Below are 16637 nucleotides of genomic sequence, written 5' to 3' on the forward strand. Positions count from 1 at the left end.
GCGCCGAACCCCTCTCGCTGCTGTCCCCTGTTGCCGCGGCCCCCGCGGTTGTCCAGAACCCTACGCAGGGCCACTGACCGTGACGCACCCCGAAGCGCACTTTGTGTCGGTCTTGCAACACAGCGCGATGCGGGTCAGGCCAGGCCCGCCTCCTTCATCTGCCGGAGCTCCTTCTTCATCTCGGAGACCTCGTCGCGCAGCCGGGCCGCGATCTCGAACTGGAGGTCGGCGGCGGCGGCCCGCATACGTGCCGTCATCTCCTCGATCTGCCCGGCGAGTTCGGCCGCGGGACGGTCGGTCGGGACGGTCTCCTTGGCCTTGCCCCTGGCGGCCTTGGTGCCGGCCGCCTTGCCGCCGAGAGCGGGCACGGGGGCCTTGGCCGCCTTGCCGTCCTTGCCCTTGCGGTAGCCGGAGCCGAGGAGTTGCTCGGTGTCCACGTCCTCGCGGGCGATCTGCGCGACGATGTCGTTGATCTTCTTGCGCAGCGGCTGGGGGTCGATGCCCCGCTCCTTGTTGTACGCGACCTGCTTCTCCCGGCGGCGGTTCGTCTCATCGATGGCCTTCTCCATCGCCGGGGTGATCTTGTCGGCGTACATGTGGACCTCGCCGGAGACATTGCGCGCGGCGCGGCCGATGGTCTGGATCAGGGACGTGCCGGAGCGCAGGAAGCCCTCCTTGTCGGCGTCGAGGATGGCCACCAGGGACACCTCGGGCAGGTCGAGGCCCTCCCGCAGGAGGTTGATGCCGACCAGGACGTCGAACTCGCCGGAGCGCAGTTCGCGCAGCAGCTCCACACGGCGCAGGGTGTCGACGTCGCTGTGCAGATAGCGGACCTGGATGCCGAGCTCCAGGAAGTAGTCGGTGAGGTCCTCGGCCATCTTCTTGGTGAGCGTGGTGACCAGGACGCGCTCGTCCTTCTCGGTGCGGGTGCGGATCTCGTGCACCAGGTCGTCGATCTGGCCCTCGGTGGGCTTGACGACGACCTCGGGGTCGACCAGGCCGGTGGGGCGGATGATCTGCTCGACGACGCCGTCCCCGCGCGAGAGCTCGTACTTGCCCGGCGTCGCCGACAGGTAGACGGTCTGGCCGATGCGCTCCGTGAACTCCTCCCACTTCAGGGGGCGGTTGTCCAGCGCCGACGGGAGGCGGAAGCCGTGGTCGACGAGGGTGCGCTTGCGGGAGGCGTCGCCCTCGTACATGGCGCCGATCTGGGGCACGGTCACGTGCGACTCGTCGATGACGAGCAGGAAGTCGTCCGGGAAGTAGTCCAGCAGGGTGTTCGGCGGGGAGCCGGGCAGGCGGCCGTCGAAGTGCATCGAGTAGTTCTCCACCCCGGAACAGGAACCGATCTGGCGGAGCATCTCGAGGTCGTAGGTGGTGCGCATCCGCAGGCGCTGGGCCTCCAGGAGCTTGCCCTGCTTCTCCAGCTCGGCCAGGCGCTCCCCGAGCTCCTTCTCGATGTCGTTGACGGCCCGCTCCATGCGCTCGGGCCCTGCGACGTAGTGGGAGGCCGGGAAGACGTACAGATACTCGTCGTCGCTGATGATCTCGCCAGTGAGCGGGTGCAGCGTCGAGAGGGCCTCGATCTCGTCGCCGAACATCTCGATGCGGACGGCGAGTTCCTCGTAGACCGGGAAGATCTCGATGGTGTCGCCGCGGACCCGGAAGGTGCCTCGGGTGAAGGCCAGGTCGTTGCGTGTGTACTGGATGTCCACGAAGCGGCGCAGGAGCTGGTCGCGGTCGATCTCGTCGCCGACCCTGAGGGGGACCATGCGGTCCACGTACTCCTGGGGCGTACCGAGGCCGTAGATGCAGGAGACGGAGGCGACCACCACGACGTCGCGGCGGGTGAGCAGCGAGTTGGTCGCGGAGTGGCGCAGACGCTCGACCTCCTCGTTGATCGAGGAGTCCTTCTCGATGTAGGTGTCCGACTGCGGGACGTAGGCCTCGGGCTGGTAGTAGTCGTAGTAGGAGACGAAGTACTCGACGGCGTTGTTCGGCAGCAGCTCGCGGAACTCGTTCGCCAGCTGGGCGGCCAGCGTCTTGTTCGGGGCCATCACGAGGGTGGGGCGCTGGAGCTTCTCGATCATCCACGCGGTGGTGGCGGACTTTCCGGTGCCGGTCGCGCCGAGCAGGACGACATCCTTCTCACCTGCCTCGATGCGCTTGGCCAGCTCGGCGATCGCCGCCGGCTGGTCGCCGCTGGGCTGGTAGGAGCTGACGACCTCGAAGGGCGCCACCGTACGTTCGATGTGAGAAACGGGCCGCATGGAGTCCACCGTACGACTCCCCACTGACAACGCGGTCCGATCAGGCGTTCTGGGCGCCGACGGAGGGGGTGGGGGGTGGCGACGGGGCGTGCGACGGGCTGTGAGCGGCGGGGCCGGGGGCGGAACCGGCGGACTGCGGATCGGTCGCTGCGGCGGAGGCAGGGAGGGCGGGCAGGGCGCCGGGGGTCGCAGGCGGGGCGGGTGGAGGCTCGGGGGCGGAGCAGGAGGGGCGCGGGGACGGCCGACGGTCCCGGTGGGTCAGCGGTTCTGCGGGGTGCGGGCGTCCCGGTGGTGCACGTCCGGGTGAGGGCGGAGCAAGGACGGCGGGCGGGCGAGTGGCGGCGCGTGAGGGGCGCGGGGGCGGGCGACGGTCCCGGTCGGTCAGCGGTTCTGCGGGGTGCGGGCGTCCCGGTGGTGCACGTCCCCGTGGGGGCGGAGCAAAGGACGGCGGGCGGGCAGGTGGCCGCCCGGGATCGGCTCGGGAGGGGCGCGGGGGCGGGCGACGGTCCCGGTCGGTCAGCGGTTTTGCGGGGTGCGGGCGTCCTGGTGGTGCACGTCCCCGTGGGGGCGGAGCGAAGGACGGCGGGCGGGCGAGTGGCGGAGCAGGAGGGGCGCGGGGGCGGGCGACGGTCCCGGTGGGTCAGCGGTTCTGCGGGGTGCGGGCGTCCTGGTGGTGCACGTCCCCGTGGGGGCGGAGCGAAGGACGGCGGGCGGGCGAGTGGTGGACGAGTTCGCGTGCGGGGATGCCGGGCTTGTTCTCGGCGGGGGACCACACGGGCTTGCCCATGACCATCAGGGGATCGAACATCACGACGACGCCCGCGAGCAGCAGGAAGGCCAGCGGTCCGATCATCATCGGCGCGAGCAGGGAGGCGGGCGAGTCACCGGAGACGGGGGCGGACGTGCCGTGCACATGGACGCTGAGGGCGGCCATGCCGGTGTAGTGCATGCCCGTGACGGCGAGGCCCATGACCAGGCTCGCACCCACGCTCCAGAGGAATCCCCTGACCTGCCCGGCGGCCCACAGGGCAGCGGTCGCGGCGACGACGGCTATGACCACGGAGATGCCGACGGTGACGGTGTTGTACTCCAACTGCCCGTTCAGGCGCATGCCGGCCATGCCGAGGTAGTGCATCGAGGCGATGCCCAGGCCGGTGACGGCACCGCCGGTCATCAGGGCCGTTCCGGAGGCGCCCCGGTAGCCAACGATGAAGACCCCGATGCCCACCATGACGATGGCGACGCCCAGGCTCGCGAAGGTGATCGACCTGTCGTAGTGGATCGGTGTCTGCGCGACCTTGAACCCCATCATCGCGACGAAGTGCATGGTCCAGATGCCGGAGCCGATCGCCGCCGAGCCGAGCGCCAGCCAGCCGGGTCGCCAGGACCGGCTGACCAGCATGGATCTGGTGGTGCAGCGCAGTCCGAGGGCACCGCCCAGGCAGGCCATGAGGTAGGCCACCAGCGGTGTGACGAGTCCGTAGCTGAATCCGTCGACCGTGCCTTGCATGCGCGGCTACCCTTCCGCCCTCTTACGTCCTGGAATTCCCTGAAATGCGCCCCTTCCCAGCATCGCCCGAGCGATCAGGGTTGAGGCAGAGAGTATGACCGCCACCGGAATGGTCGAACGATTTTCCGGCAAAGAAACACGCCCTTGCCCCAGTTGTGCGGCACCCGTGAGCGGACGTGGGACACGCACGTTCAGAATGTGTCCATTCTGTACCCGGGTGCCGTTGACCCGGTGCTGTCAGAGTCGCGCTGTACGTGATTGCTCGACGCGAGGAGTAGGTAATCATCGCCCATCGGGGCGGCTCCGCGTGCGCCCCCGAGAACACCCTGGCCACCGTCGACAAGGCCGCCCGGATCGGCGGCGTCCGGGTCGAGAACGACGTCCGGCGCACCAGGGAAGACGAGCTCGTCGTCCTCCACGACGACAGCGTCCGGCGTACGACCGACGTGGAGCACCTCAAGCTCCTCGGCAACGAAGGGTGCCCGGCGTGAAGGCCGGCTTCCTCGGCACACCGCCCGTGGCGGACCTGCACGCGTACGCGGTCTTCACCGAGCAACCCGTCGTACACCCTCCGTCTCCAGGGCCTGTGTCTCCGCGGTCCATGCCTTCACCGGCCCGCGCGGCTGGTCGCCGGGTCGGCGTCGACGGCCTCATCACCGACAGGCCCGACGTGGTGCGGGACGCGCTGCGCGAGTAGCGGATGTTCGCGCAGGTCGCCGACCGTTGTCAGTGGCGGCTCGTACGGTGGTCGCATGAACAGCCATGGGCAGGACGAGCAGCGGATCGTGTGGACCGTCGTCGGCACGGACATCGGCCCGCTGCTGCTGGCCGCCACCGACGAGGGTCTGGTCAACGTGGTCTTCCACGCCACCGACCCGGTCCGCGCCAAGGCGCTCGAGCGGCTCGCGTCCCGGCTGGGCGCCGAGCCCGTCGAGGCGCCCGGCTCTCCGTTGCTGGCCGAGGCGATACGCCAGGTCGAGGCGTACTTCGCGGGCGAGCGGCACGACTTCGAGCTGCCTCTGGACTGGTCGTTGATCTCGGGATTCAACCGGCAGGTGCTGCGCGAGCTGGCGTCTGGTGTGCGGTTCGGCCAGGTCGTCGGGTACGGCGATCTCGCCGGGCGGGTCGGCCAGCCGGGTGCCGCGCAGGCCGTGGGGGTGGCCATGGGCTCCAACCCGCTGCCGGTCGTCGTGCCCTGCCACCGGGTCGTCGAGAGCGACGGGGGCATCGGCGGGTTCGGCGGCGGCCTGGAGACCAAGCGGAAGCTGCTCGCATTGGAGGGCGTGCTGCCCGAGCCGCTGTTCTGAGGCGGTCCCGTCCGGGGCCTTGAGGAGTGCTCCTCGGGTTCGCGCGGCGGCCGGCCGGGGAACGGAAACAGGTCAGCCGCGGACCTCAGGCCAAGGTCACCGGCGAAAGCCGTCGAACGAGGCCCGGCATCTGCCTGATCGCCGGCGCGTCCCACCTCGCGCGGTCAGTCGTAGTGGCGTGCCTCGAAGACGTTCCCGTCCGGGTCACGGAAGTAGAAGCTGCGCCGGGCCGTTCCGCGGGCGCCGAAGGAGCCGTGGGAGAAGTCCGAGACGGGCACGGACCGTTCCTCCAGGCGGGCGCGGAGTGTCTCGAAATCGTCGGTGGGCAGGGCCAGGCAGACATGATTGACAGGGTGTCCCGCGCTCTCGGCAGCGCCAGGGACCATTTGCATGCGGTCCGCCAGGGTGAGCGGCATGAGGTCGAAGATGGTCTCGTCGTTGAGCCGTACGGAGGGGAAGGACACCGCCCCCGCGGCGAAGTCGGTGAGCCTCACGGGTTCCAGGCCCAGGGTCTTCTCGTAGAAGTCGGCCGATGCCACCGGGTCACGCACCCAGAGGACGACATGGTCGAGACGCGCCGAGTTGTCCGTCATGCACTCCAGGCTGGTGGGGTCCTCCACAGCCCGCAAGGGTTTGACCGGACGCGCCGCCCGCCAGAGATGAGGGAAGACCGATCGACAGGAGGCAGGCCCGTGGTGCTGGTGGTGTCCGAAGAGGTGCGCGAGGCGATCGACGCGCGTCGACCCGTGGTGGCCCTGGAGTCCACGATCATCGCGCACGGGCTGCCGCGTCCGCGCAATCTGCAGGTGGCGCTGGAGCTGGAGGACGTCGTACGCCAGGCGGGCGCCGTACCGGCGACGATCGCCGTACTGGACGGGCGGCCCCATGTCGGGCTGGACAAGCAGCAGTTGGAGCGGGTCGCCAACGAGGACGGGATCCGCAAGCTGGGCCACCGGGATCTTCCGCTGGCGGTTGCCGCGGGGGTGAGCGGGGCGACCACCGTGTCGGCGACGGCGCAGCTGGCGGCCCTGGCCGGAGTGGAGGTGTTCGCGACGGGCGGTCTCGGCGGGGTGCACCGGCAGTGGACGACGACCCAGGACGAGTCGGCCGACCTCGGCCTGCTGGCGCGCACACCGATCACCGTGGTGTGCGCGGGCGTGAAGTCCATCCTGGACGTGCCCGCCACGCTCCAGCGGCTGGAGACGCTGGGGGTCGCGGTCGCCGGGTACGGCACGGACCGCTTCCCCGGCTTCTACCTCTCCGACTCCGGTTATCCGGTGGAGTGGCGGCTGGACTCCCCCGAGCAGGTGGCGGCGGTCATGCGCGCGCGTGAGGCGCTGGACGCGCCCGGCTCGGCGCTGATCGTCGCCAACCCGGTGCCCGAGGAGGAGCAGCTGGACCCCGAGTTGCACGCGCGGGTGCTCGCGGAGGCGCTCCAGGCCTGCGAGGAGGCGGGGGTCACCGGTCAGGGGGTCACACCGTTCCTGCTGGACCATCTGGTGCGGCACACCGACGGCGCCTCCCTGAGCGCCAACCTGGCCGCGGTGCGCGGCAACGTGCGGCTGGCGGGGCGGATCGCGGCGGCCCGGGCCGGGAAGTGACGACGGACGGGCGGGGTGACGTGGCGACCCGCCCAGGCGGCGCGCCCGGTATCACCGCGGCCGCCCGGGGCGGCGCCCTTCTGGTCGTCGGGGACGTCATCACGGACGTCGTCGCCCGGCACCGGGGGCCGCTCGCCGCCGGTACGGACACCGCCGCGGCGATCCGTACGGTGCCGGGTGGGGCGGGGGCCAACGTGGCCTGCTGGGCCGCCCGCGCGGGCGGTGCGGAGGTACGGCTGCTGGGGCGGGTGGGCGCGGACGCGGCCGCGTGGCACGAGCGGGAGCTGGCCGCGTGCGGGGTGCGACCGCACCTGGTCGTCGATCCGGAGGCGCCGACCGGGACGGTGATCTGCCTCGTGGACACGGGTGAGGCCGCCGAGCGGACGTTCCTCACCGACAGCGGCGCGTCACTGCGGCTGGAGCCGGACGACTGGTCCGACGGGTTGCTCGACGGCGTGGCGGGGCTGCATCTGTCGGGCTATCTCCTGTTCTCGGAGCCGAGCCGAGCCCTGGTCGCGGTCGCCCTGGAGTCGGCACGCGCGCGTGGTGTGCCGGTGAGCCTTGACCCGGCCTCGGCGGGCTTCCTCCGGGAGGTGGGGGTGGACCGCTTCCTCTCGCTGGTCGACGGGGTGGATGTCCTGCTGCCGAGCCGGGACGAGGCGTGCCTGCTCACCGGGTTGCCCGATGTCGCGGACGCGGCGGCCAAGTTGAGCCGCCACGTCCCGCTGGTGGTGGCCAAGCGGGGAGCGGAGGGGGCGCTGATCGCCCGGTCCGGCACCGTGTACGCCCACGTGCCCGCCGTGGCGGCGACGCCCCGGGACACCACCGGAGCGGGTGACGCCTTCACGGGCGCGTTCCTCGCGGCCCTGCTGGCGGGCGCCGCGCCCGAGGACGCGGCGGCGGAAGGATGCCGGGCGGGCGCGCTGGCGGTGGAGCGAGTGGGCGGGAGACCGCCGAGGCAGGACTGACGGCCGGCCGGTGGGCCACCGCCGTCCGCGGACACCTCTCCGGACAGACGGCCGACCGATCAGCCACCGCCGTCCACGGCCGCCTCTCCAGCTCCCGCCCAGCCGCCGTCTCTCCAGACTCCCGGCCGACCACATGTTCCCCGACTCCCGGCCGGACACCCGTTCCCCGCCCGCTCCCGCTCCGCTTCTACCCCTTGCGCCCCCATGCCGAGATCAACGGGGCGGTGGCCAGATCCATCGTGCCGGTGGCGACGTTGGCGAGGTGGCGGTCGATGTCCTCGTCCGTGGCGAGGCCCGCCGTGACGAGCTGGCCGCGGATCTGGCGGATCGTGGCGGACTCCAGGGCGGCGCAGGCCGGCGAGGCGAGCGGGAAGTACGCGTCGGCGGCGACCTGACGCAGACCGGCCTCGCGGAGCAGGCGCGGGAGGGTGCGGCCGTAGGAGAGGTCGGCGCCGCGGTCGGCGAGCAGTCGGCGAAAGCCCTGGCGCAACCGGTTTGCCAACTGCTGCTCGGGGCCGTGCTCGTCGGGGCAGGTCAGGGGTTGCAGGGCGGGGTCGGCGTCCTCCAGCAGGAGCCGCCCACCGGGCCGGAGGGACTTGATCATCGACCGCAGGGCCCGTTCCCGGTCCGGCACATGGACCAGAACGAGCCGGGCGTGCACCAGGTCGAAGCCCTCCCCGGGGGGCTCCTCGGCGCTCACGTCGTGGACCCGTACGTCCACCGGCGGGCGGCCCGCCGCGGTGAGAAGCGTGGTGTCGATGTCTGTCGCGACGACCTTTCCGGTCGGGCCGACCTTCTTGGCCAGCCAGGACACCACGGACGTGCCGCCCGCGCCGACCTCCCAGCAGCGCCAGCCGGATCCGATGCCGAATCCTTCGATGTGCCGGAAGGTCGTGGGGTCGAAGAGCGTGGCGAAGGCGTCGAAGCGCTCTCCCGCCTCGGCCTGCCGGTTGTCGAGGAGATACCCGTCTGTTCCTGTCATGCCGCGATGATCCCAGTTGCCTGGCTTGTCGGAAACGGACGACGCGGCTCCAACGAGGAGACGGCCGACATGAGCTGTCGGGCGAGCGGCGCCGAGGCAGGTGCGCACGGTTTTCCACAGGCGGGAACCAAGCGGAACCTGCCCTGTCCACAGGCTCACCCGGCGCTTACGTCGGCCTGGCACACTGGCTCGCCAGGGCGCAGCAACGCGTCGAACGGGGAGATCCACGCAAGGAGATCCAGATGTCCATGGCAGGGAATCTGCGAAGGGTCACCGGCCTCGGCAGGGTCGGCGGCCTGCGCAAGGTGGCCCGGCTGGCCCGGCGGCGCCCGCGCGTCGACCTGAGCCACCACGCCCGCTCCCCGCTGGGCACCTCGGTGGTCAACTGCGTGACGTACCGGGAGGGAGCCCGCGTCCCGGTCGACGGCGATCTGGTCGACACCGTGGAGCGGGTACGCAAGAGGCGTGACGGTTTCGTCTGGCTCGGCCTGCACGAGCCGTCGGACCATGAGTTCGAGGGCATCGCGGACCTCTTCGACCTGCACCCGCTGGCCGTCGAGGACGCGGTCGAGGCCCATCAGCGTCCGAAGGTGGAGCGCTACGGCGAGACGCTGTTCGCGGTGTTCAAGACGGTCTGCTATGTCGAGCACGAAGAGCTCACGGCGACGAGCGAGGTGGTCAACACCGGCGAGATCATGGTGTTCGTCGGCGAGGACTTCGTGATCACGGTGCGGCACGGCAGCCACGGATCGCTGGGCCCGCTGCGCGAGGAGCTGGAGTCCGACCCCGGGCAGCTCGCCAAGGGGCCGGCCGCGGTGCTGCACGCGATCGCGGACCATGTGGTCGACGACTACCTGGACGTCACCGACTCGATGCAGTCGGACATCGACCTGGTCGAGACGGCGGTGTTCGCGGACAACGGCGCCCGGGTCGACCCGGGCCGCATCTACCAGCTCAAGCGTGAACTCCTGGAGCTGAAGCGGGCGGTGGCCCCGCTCAGCCGTCCGCTGGAGGAGCTTTCCACCCGGCCGATCCAGGTCGTCGCCCCGGAGATACAGGCGTACTTCCGCGACGTGTCCGACCATCTGCTGCGCGCCAAGGAGCAGATCGCCGCGTTCGACGAACTGCTCAACTCGATCCTTCAGGCACACCTCGCGCAGGTGACGGTCGCGCAGAACGAGGACATGCGGAAGATCACTGCGTGGGCGGCGGTGATCGCCGTCCCGACGATGATCTGCGGTGTGTACGGCATGAACTTCGACCACATGCCGGAGCTGCACTGGACGTTCGGCTATCCGTTGGTCATGGGCGTGATAGTCGTCGGCTGCGGTGTGCTGTACCGCGGCTTCCGGCGCAACGGCTGGCTGTGACGGGGGTGTCCCCGGGTCGGGGTCAGTGGGTGGTGGAGGAGCGCGCGTAGACGCTCTCGGCCCAGCCGGCGATCTGCTCGTCCGTCAGGTGCCGGGCCAGGTCGGCCTCGCTGATCATGCCCACCAGACGCTTGTTCTCGATGACGGGGAGCCTGCGGATCCGGTGCTCCTGCATCTCGTGCAGGACATCGGCGACGTCGGCGCCGGCGTCGATCCAGCGGGGTGTCCCCTGGGCCATCTCACCGGCGGTCACCTTGGCCGGGTCGTGGCCCACGGCGACACAGCCGATGACGATGTCGCGGTCGGTGAGGATGCCGCACAGCCGTTCGTCCGCGTCGCTGATGGGCAGGGCTCCGACGCCGAGTTCACGCATCAGCTGGGCGGCGCGGTCGAGGGTCTCGTGGGCGGGGATCCACTGGGCGCCCCGGTGCATGATGTCTCCGGCGGTGGTCATGGAGTACCTCCCGGTGCCGGACGGCCGGCGCGGCGCGGGCGGCACCGCAAGTCCCGGCGCCCTACATTCTCGCCGCGCCGCCGGGGGCCCGCACCCGGAACCCCGCAGTGACGACGGCCGGGCCCTGGCAGCGACGCCGCAGTGCCCGGACCTGCCCGGTCAGCCGTTCCACGCTGGGTGGCGGGGGTCGTCGGCGCGGACGAGGACATCGGCTGTACCGGCCGGGTCACTCTCGTCGGCATAGCGCTCGTAGGCGGGGAGGGTCCAGTGGTCGGGCTCGGGGGTACGGCGGCGGAGGGCGCCCTCGGAGAGGAGGACGTGGACGGTCAGGTCGAAGGGGAACCAGTGGCGCAGCAGGAGGGGGCCGTGCATCAACAGAACGCCGCCGGGCGGGAGACGGACGTAGGGACTGCGGGTGGCGCGGTCGGTGACCGGGTCCCACAGGTCGGGCAGGACTCGGCCGTCACCGCCGGGTTCGAGGGGGCCGAAGACCTCGCGCCAGAGGGCGCCGATGTCGAACCAGCCGTCGTAGTAGGCCTCCAGGTCGTGGTGGCCGTATTCCAGACGGAGCGAGGCGGGACGCAGGAAGCCCTCCATGCCGACGACGAGCGAAGGGCGGCCGCGTATCCGCAGGGCCTCCGCGACCCGTTCGGCGAGTTCGCCCGGGCGGGCCGCCGGGGCACCGTCGAGGGCGACGCGGGGCCAGGGGCTGCCGTCGGCCGGCTTCAGGTCGAGCAGTCGGTCGGCCAGCCGCTCGCCGAGCAGGTCCCAGGTGATCGCTTCGAGTCGCACACGGCCATGATGCGTCAGCCGACGTTCAGGACGTCGCTGGTGGTCTCGCCCGCGAGATCGACTGTGCGCACCTGCGCGCCGCCCGCCAGGCTGGCGGTGGCGGGCGGGATCGTGTCGCCGACGCGGCGTCGGACGTGGGTGTCGGTGGTGGGTGCGGCCGGGGAATGAACCACTCATGACAGGCCTGGCGACTCCCCCGACCCGTGGCGGACTTCTCGTCGTCCAGCCGTTGAGGAGGCGGCACTGTGGGGAGTGCCGGGGCGGGCCGCTGGCGCTGCTCGTCGTCGAGGGCGGGGCGCCGCGGTGTCTCGACTGCGCCGACCTCGGACACCTGGTGTTTCTGCCGCGCGGGGACACGGCGCTCACGCGTCGGTCGCGGGAGGAGAGCACGCTGTCGGCGGTCGTCGTGCGGTTCAACCGGCGCAAAGGGCGTTACGAGCGGCAGGGCGTCCTCGTCGAGGAGGCGGGGCTGGCGCGGGCCGAGGAGCGGTGTCTGGCTGACGCGGAGGCACGACGACGGCGCCGGGCACGGGACGCGCGGCGGCGGGCGGCGGAGGACGTGCGGTTCGCGGCGGAGTTCGCTGCGGAGATACGGCGGCTTTTTCCGGGGTGCCCTGACGAGCGGGCCCGGGCCATCGCCTCGCACGCGTCCCTGCGGGGCAGTGGGCGGGTGGGGCGGAGTGCGGCGGGGCGGGCGTTGTCGGAGGGGGCGGTGGTGTCGGCGGTGGTGGCGTCGGTGCGGCATGTGGACACGCCGTACGACTCGTTGCTGATGAGCGGAGTGGCACGGCACGAGGCGCGGCGGCGGATCTCTGGGCGTGTGGAGGCGGTGCTGAGGGAATGGCGGGATCTGGGGATGGTGGTGCGGGAGAAGGCGGGCTGACGACCCCGGCGTTGGACTGCTCGGCACGGCTGGGCAACCCGTACGGATGGACGTCTGGTTATGGGGGTGCGCGGAATGGCCATGGTTCGGGAGGCGGCGGCGGGATTCACTGGTCGGGACGGGTGGTGCGGGGCAGGAGGCAGGAGCTGGTGTGGTGACGATCGATGGGCCTTACTTCGTACTGGTCGTGCTCGGGGTGCTCGGGACCGGGTTGGTGGCCGGGGTGTTCTGCGCTTTCTCGACGTTCGTGGTGAGAGGGCTCGCCGACCTGCCGCCCGCACAGGGCGTCGCGGCGATGAACGCGATCAACGTGAGCGCGGTGCGGCCACCGTTCATGGCCGTGTTCGCGGGCTCCGCGGTGCTGTCCGCGGTGATCGCGGTGGTGACGTTCGTGCTGTGGCCGGACGAGGGGACCGTGGAGTTGCTGGTGGGCAGCGCGCTGTACCTGTTCGGCTCGTTCGGGCTGACGATGGTGGCGAACGTGCCCCGCAACGACGCCCTGCTCAGGCTGGCCCCGGGCACCCCGGAGGCCACGGCCTACTGGCCGGCGTACGTGCGCGAGTGGACGATGTGGAACCACGTCCGCGCGATCGCCTCGGGCGGGGCGGCGCTGGCGTACGTGCTGGCCCTCACGTGAACGCACGCCCACCGTCCCAGGCCTCCCCCTCCACCTCCGCCCCACCTCCCCCTCCGCCCCCACCTCCACCTCCACCTCCACCTACGCCCCACCTCCGGAGCACAGTGAAAGCGCTGTCCCCGACAGCTCCCCGGCACTCTGCGCGAGTGGCCGAGGAGTCGTATCGTGGCCGGAAGAAGTTCCGCAGGAGTGCCGCCCGATGACGCACGGCCATGTCGGACGCGTCAGCGTCACCAGTGCGAGCGAGGAAGACGGCCATGGCCGATCCCAAGGGATTCATGACCACCCCGCGCCAGGACTGGCCCCGTCGGCCGGTCGAGGAGCGGGTCCGGGACTGGGACGAGGTGTACGTCCCCGGAGCACTGCTGCCCATCATCACGAAACAGGCGGATCGCTGCATGGACTGCGGCATCCCGTTCTGCCACGACGCCTGTCCGCTGGGGAACCTCATCCCCGAGTGGAACGACCTGGTCTCGCGGGAGGACTGGCGGCAGGCGGCGGACCGGCTGCACGCGACGAACAACTTCCCCGAGTTCACCGGGCGGTTGTGTCCGGCGCCGTGCGAGGCCGGGTGTGTGCTCGCCATCAACCAGCCGGCGGTCACCATCAAGAACGTCGAGGTGGCCGTCGCGGACCGGGCCTGGGAGCTCGGGTTCACGCCGCCGCGGCCGCCGGACCGGCTGTCGGGGCGGACCGTCGCGGTGATCGGGTCGGGGCCGACCGGGCTCGCCGCGGCACAGCAGTTGACGCGGGCGGGGCACACGGTCGCCGTCTTCGAGAAGGACGATCGGCTCGGCGGGCTGATGCGGTACGGCATCCCCGAGTTCAAGATGGAGAAGCGCCATCTGGAGCGGCGGATCGAGCAGATGCGGGCCGAGGGGACGAAGTTCCGCACGTCCACGGCGGTCGGGCGGGATGTCGGGGCGGCCGAGTTGCGGACGCGGTACGACGCGGTGGTGATCGCCACGGGGGCCACGGCGTGGCGTGAACTGGACGTGCCGGGGAGGGAGTTGGCCGGGGTCCAACAGGCCATGGAGTACCTGCCGTTGGCCAACCGGGTGCGCGAGGGGGAACTGGCGGTGTCCCCGATGTCGGCCGCCGGGAAGCATGTCGTGATCGTGGGTGGGGGTGACACGGGGGCCGACTGTCTGGGGACCGCGGTACGTGAAGGCGCCGCTTCCGTGAGCCAGTTGGACATCTACGCACAGCCGGGCGGTGAGCGGGACGAGGACGTGGAGCCCTGGCCCACCTACCCGAAGATCTACCGGTTGTCGGCTGCGCACGAGGAGGCCCGCGATCTGGAGACGGCGCCCGCGGCGGATGCGGACGCGCGGTTGTTCGCGGCGTCCACGCTGCGCTTCACCGGGGACGAGGACGGACACGTGCGGTCACTGCACCTCGTCGAGGTGGACGCGGCGCGGCGGCCGGTGGAGGGCACGGAGCGGACGCTTCCCGCCGACCTCGTGCTGCTGGCGCTCGGGTTCTCCGGGCCGGACCGGGGGGACGGGCTGGTGGAGCAGTTGGGGCTGGAGATGGAGCCCCGCGGGACGGTCGCCCGGGACGCCGGGTTCGGTACGAACGTGCCGGGGGTGTTCGCCGCCGGGGACGCCGCTCGGGGGCAGTCGTTGATCGTGTGGGCGATCGCGGAGGGGCGGGCGGTCGCGGCGGCGGTCGACCGGTATCTCACGGGGAGTTCGCGACTGCCCGCGCCGATCGGGCCGTACGACCGTCCGATGACCGTGTAGGGCGGCGCAGAGAAGAGTCCCGGCCCCCGGCCGCTCACCCCCGCGCCGCTCACCCCCGCTCGTCCGTCCCCGCCACCTTCGCCGTGGCCAGCGCCACCCTGTTCCACGTGTTGATCGTGAGGATCAGGGACAGCACATGGGCCAGTTCCTGCTCGTCGAAGCGGGCCGCGGCCTCGCCGTAGACCTCGTCGGGGACTCCCCCGTCGGCCACCAGCGTCACGGCCTCCGTGAGGGCGAGGGCGGCCTGTTCCTTCTCGGTGAAGAAATGGCGAGCCTCTCGCCAGACCGGGACCATGTGGAGGCGGTCCTCCGTCTCGCCGGCCTTGCGGGCGTCGTTGGTGTGCATGTGGAGGCAGTACGCGCAGTGGTTGAGGTGCGAGGCGCGAATCTGGATCAGTTCGACGAGGGCGGGGTCGAGGCCCTCGCGGGCCGCCGTGTCGAAGCCGACCAGGGCCCGGAACACCTTCGGGGCGGCCTTCGCGAGGTTCAGTCGAGCCGTACCTGTGATGTGCGTGTTCGTCGTGGTCATGTGACCAACCTACGGGTTGGAAAGACCGGCTGTAGGGTGCATTTCCATGCGGGAATCATGGGTCAATTACGCGGAGCGGATCGGCTCCGACCTGCACCTGGAGCTCTCCGCGCCGGGCGGCAAGCGGGCCGCTCTCATCGGTGCGCTGCGTGAGGCCGTACGCAGCGGGCGGCTCGCTCCGGGCACCCGGCTGCCGCCGTACCGCTCACTCGCCGCCGACCTCGGTGTCGCCCGCAACACGGTGGCCGACGCCTACGCCGAACTCGTCGCCGAGGGCTGGCTGACGGCCCGCCAGGGTGCCGGCACCCACGTCGCCGAACGGACCCGGCCGCTCCACCCCGCCGTACATAAGAAAGCGCCCGCACCTGACCCATGCGCGCGTGCCCCGCGCCACGGCCGGTCCCCCCGGCACGACCTCCGTCAGGGCACCCCGGACGTCTCCGCGTTCCCCCGGCCCGCGTGGCTCGCCTCCTACCGCCGGGCCCTCTCACAGGCCCCCAACGAGGTCTTCGGCCCCGGCGATCCCGCCGGACGGCCGGAGCTGAGAGCGGCTCTCGCGGCATATCTCGCACGCGCGCGCGGCGTGCGGACGGAGCCGCACCGGATCGTCGTCTGCTCCGGGTTCGCGCACGCCCTGCGGCTGCTGTTCGGGGGCGGAGGCGGAAACAGAGACGGGGGCAGGCAGGTCCTGCGCGGACCGCTCGCCGTGGAGGCGTACGGACTGCCGTTCCACCGGGAGCTGCTGGCGGCCGAAGGGGTACGGACCGTGCCACTCCCCCTCGACGAACACGGCGCGCTCGTCGACCGGTTGACCCGCGAGCGGGCCGTACTGCTGACGCCGGCGCACCAGTTCCCCACCGGCGGTCCGCTGCACGCCGAGCGCCGGGCCGCGGTGGTCGACTGGGCACGCGCGCGTGGGGCGGTGGTGCTGGAGGACGACTACGACGGGGAGTTCCGCTACGACCGCAGGCCGGTCGGCGCCTTGCAGAGCCTCGACCCCGAGCGGGTGATCCTGATCGGCTCGGTCAGCAAGAGCCTGTCGCCCGCGGTGCGGCTGGGGTGGATGGTGCTGCCCGAGCGCTACGTCGGCGATGTGCTCGCGGCCAAGGGCGAGCGGGAGGCCTGGGCGAGCGTGCCCGACCAGCTGGCCCTCGCCGACCTGATCGTCTCCGGGTCCTACGACCGTCACGTACGCCGGATGCGGCAGCGCTACCGCGGCCGCCGGGACCGGCTCGTCGCCGCGCTGGCCGAGCGGGCCCCGCACATCCAGGTCAGCGGGGTCGCGGCGGGGCTGCACGCGGTGCTGCGGCTGCCCCCGGGCACCGAGCGGTCCGCCGTCGAGGCCGCGGTCCGGCAGGGGGTCGCGCTGGACGGGCTCGCGGAGTTCCGCCACCCGGACACGGACATGGCGGCCCATGACGGTCTGGTCGTGGGGTACGCGACGCCTTCGGAGCACGCGTACGGGGCGGCGGTGGAGGCGCTGTGCGGGGCGCTGGCGCCGGGTGGGACACGGGTGTCGTAGGGACGAACGCGCGACTGCTCCCGCATCTCGTGGAGACAGGGGAGCAGTCGTCGGCGTCGAAGAGATC

18 protein-coding genes are annotated in these 16637 nt (G+C 71.7%); 10 read left to right on the forward strand and 8 right to left on the reverse strand.

All coding sequences use genetic code 11. The annotated features are described in order from the left end of the window. Positions 1-134: 134 nt before the first annotated feature. Complete coding sequence (gene uvrB, locus ABZT06_RS26115) at positions 135-2270, reverse strand: excinuclease ABC subunit UvrB (protein ID WP_355745492.1); 2136 nt, start codon at positions 2268-2270, stop codon at positions 135-137. A gap of 640 nt (positions 2271-2910) precedes the next feature. Next, positions 2911-3780, reverse strand: coding sequence for an MHYT domain-containing protein (locus ABZT06_RS26120; protein WP_355745495.1), 870 nt, complete (start codon positions 3778-3780; stop codon positions 2911-2913). Between the two features lie 326 nt (positions 3781-4106). Between ABZT06_RS26120 and ABZT06_RS26125 the strand changes: the two genes are divergently transcribed. Genes ABZT06_RS26125 through ABZT06_RS26135 form a run of 3 tightly spaced genes read left to right on the forward strand, consistent with a single transcriptional unit; the run spans position 4107 to position 5087 of the window. Further along, the gene (locus ABZT06_RS26125) at positions 4107-4271 is read left to right on the forward strand and encodes a glycerophosphodiester phosphodiesterase family protein (RefSeq protein WP_355746033.1); all 165 of its coding nucleotides are present in this window, start codon (positions 4107-4109) and stop codon (positions 4269-4271) included. Next, positions 4268-4477: a hypothetical protein gene (locus tag ABZT06_RS26130; protein ID WP_355745498.1), complete on the forward strand. Its 210-nt coding sequence runs from the start codon at positions 4268-4270 to the stop codon at positions 4475-4477. Before ABZT06_RS26125 ends, ABZT06_RS26130 begins: the two co-directional genes overlap by 4 nt. A 55-nt stretch (positions 4478-4532) precedes the next feature. Next, a complete protein-coding gene (locus tag ABZT06_RS26135; RefSeq protein WP_355745500.1) occupies positions 4533-5087 on the forward strand; it encodes a methylated-DNA--[protein]-cysteine S-methyltransferase in 555 nt (184 codons plus the stop codon). A gap of 164 nt (positions 5088-5251) precedes the next feature. Here ABZT06_RS26135 and ABZT06_RS26140 read toward each other — a convergent pair whose 3' ends face one another. Further along, complete coding sequence (locus ABZT06_RS26140; protein ID WP_355745503.1) at positions 5252-5680, reverse strand: VOC family protein; 429 nt, start codon at positions 5678-5680, stop codon at positions 5252-5254. 99 nt (positions 5681-5779) lie between these two features. On the opposite strand from ABZT06_RS26140, the gene ABZT06_RS26145 reads away from it, so the two are divergent. Both ABZT06_RS26145 and ABZT06_RS26150 read left to right on the forward strand, forming a co-directional pair. Beyond that, positions 5780-6688 carry a pseudouridine-5'-phosphate glycosidase gene (locus ABZT06_RS26145; RefSeq protein ID WP_355745506.1) on the forward strand — a complete coding sequence of 303 codons (909 nt, stop codon included), beginning with the start codon at positions 5780-5782 and terminating at the stop codon, positions 6686-6688. A gap of 20 nt (positions 6689-6708) precedes the next feature. Continuing rightward, positions 6709-7656, forward strand: coding sequence for a sugar kinase (locus ABZT06_RS26150; protein WP_355745509.1), 948 nt, complete (start codon positions 6709-6711; stop codon positions 7654-7656). Between the two features lie 187 nt (positions 7657-7843). Here ABZT06_RS26150 and ABZT06_RS26155 read toward each other — a convergent pair whose 3' ends face one another. Continuing rightward, positions 7844-8638 (reverse strand): methyltransferase domain-containing protein, encoded by a 795-nt coding sequence (locus ABZT06_RS26155; RefSeq protein WP_355745512.1) that lies wholly within the window; start codon positions 8636-8638, stop codon positions 7844-7846. Between the two features lie 242 nt (positions 8639-8880). Between ABZT06_RS26155 and ABZT06_RS26160 the strand changes: the two genes are divergently transcribed. Next, the gene (locus ABZT06_RS26160; protein WP_355745515.1) at positions 8881-10008 is read left to right on the forward strand and encodes a magnesium and cobalt transport protein CorA; all 1128 of its coding nucleotides are present in this window, start codon (positions 8881-8883) and stop codon (positions 10006-10008) included. Positions 10009-10030: 22 nt separating this feature from the next. Here ABZT06_RS26160 and ABZT06_RS26165 read toward each other — a convergent pair whose 3' ends face one another. The 3 genes from ABZT06_RS26165 to ABZT06_RS26175 all read right to left on the reverse strand — a co-directional run bounded on the left by ABZT06_RS26165 (position 10031) and on the right by ABZT06_RS26175 (position 11427). Next, positions 10031-10462 (reverse strand): CBS domain-containing protein, encoded by a 432-nt coding sequence (locus ABZT06_RS26165; protein ID WP_355745518.1) that lies wholly within the window; start codon positions 10460-10462, stop codon positions 10031-10033. Between the two features lie 159 nt (positions 10463-10621). Then, a complete protein-coding gene (locus tag ABZT06_RS26170) occupies positions 10622-11254 on the reverse strand; it encodes a uridine kinase (protein ID WP_355745520.1) in 633 nt (210 codons plus the stop codon). A gap of 14 nt (positions 11255-11268) precedes the next feature. Then, complete coding sequence (locus tag ABZT06_RS26175; RefSeq protein ID WP_355745523.1) at positions 11269-11427, reverse strand: hypothetical protein; 159 nt, start codon at positions 11425-11427, stop codon at positions 11269-11271. Between the two features lie 2 nt (positions 11428-11429). Between ABZT06_RS26175 and ABZT06_RS26180 the strand changes: the two genes are divergently transcribed. The 3 genes from ABZT06_RS26180 to ABZT06_RS26190 all read left to right on the forward strand — a co-directional run bounded on the left by ABZT06_RS26180 (position 11430) and on the right by ABZT06_RS26190 (position 14519). After that, complete coding sequence (locus tag ABZT06_RS26180; protein ID WP_355745526.1) at positions 11430-12137, forward strand: DUF2293 domain-containing protein; 708 nt, start codon at positions 11430-11432, stop codon at positions 12135-12137. A gap of 151 nt (positions 12138-12288) precedes the next feature. Then, entirely contained in the window at positions 12289-12774 is a 486-nt protein-coding gene (locus ABZT06_RS26185) for an anthrone oxygenase family protein (protein ID WP_355745529.1), read from the forward strand. Between the two features lie 257 nt (positions 12775-13031). Next, on the forward strand, positions 13032-14519 hold the full coding sequence (locus ABZT06_RS26190; protein ID WP_355745532.1) for a glutamate synthase subunit beta: 1488 nt from the start codon (positions 13032-13034) through the stop codon (positions 14517-14519). 49 nt (positions 14520-14568) lie between these two features. Here ABZT06_RS26190 and ABZT06_RS26195 read toward each other — a convergent pair whose 3' ends face one another. Next, a complete protein-coding gene (locus ABZT06_RS26195; protein WP_355745535.1) occupies positions 14569-15048 on the reverse strand; it encodes a carboxymuconolactone decarboxylase family protein in 480 nt (159 codons plus the stop codon). A gap of 46 nt (positions 15049-15094) precedes the next feature. On the opposite strand from ABZT06_RS26195, the gene ABZT06_RS26200 reads away from it, so the two are divergent. Continuing rightward, positions 15095-16570: a PLP-dependent aminotransferase family protein gene (locus ABZT06_RS26200; protein ID WP_355745537.1), complete on the forward strand. Its 1476-nt coding sequence runs from the start codon at positions 15095-15097 to the stop codon at positions 16568-16570. Positions 16571-16637: the final 67 nt, after the last annotated feature.

Origin of the sequence: Streptomyces sp. NPDC005483 (assembly GCF_040606035.1) — a bacterium.
Classification (GTDB): domain Bacteria; phylum Actinomycetota; class Actinomycetes; order Streptomycetales; family Streptomycetaceae; genus Streptomyces.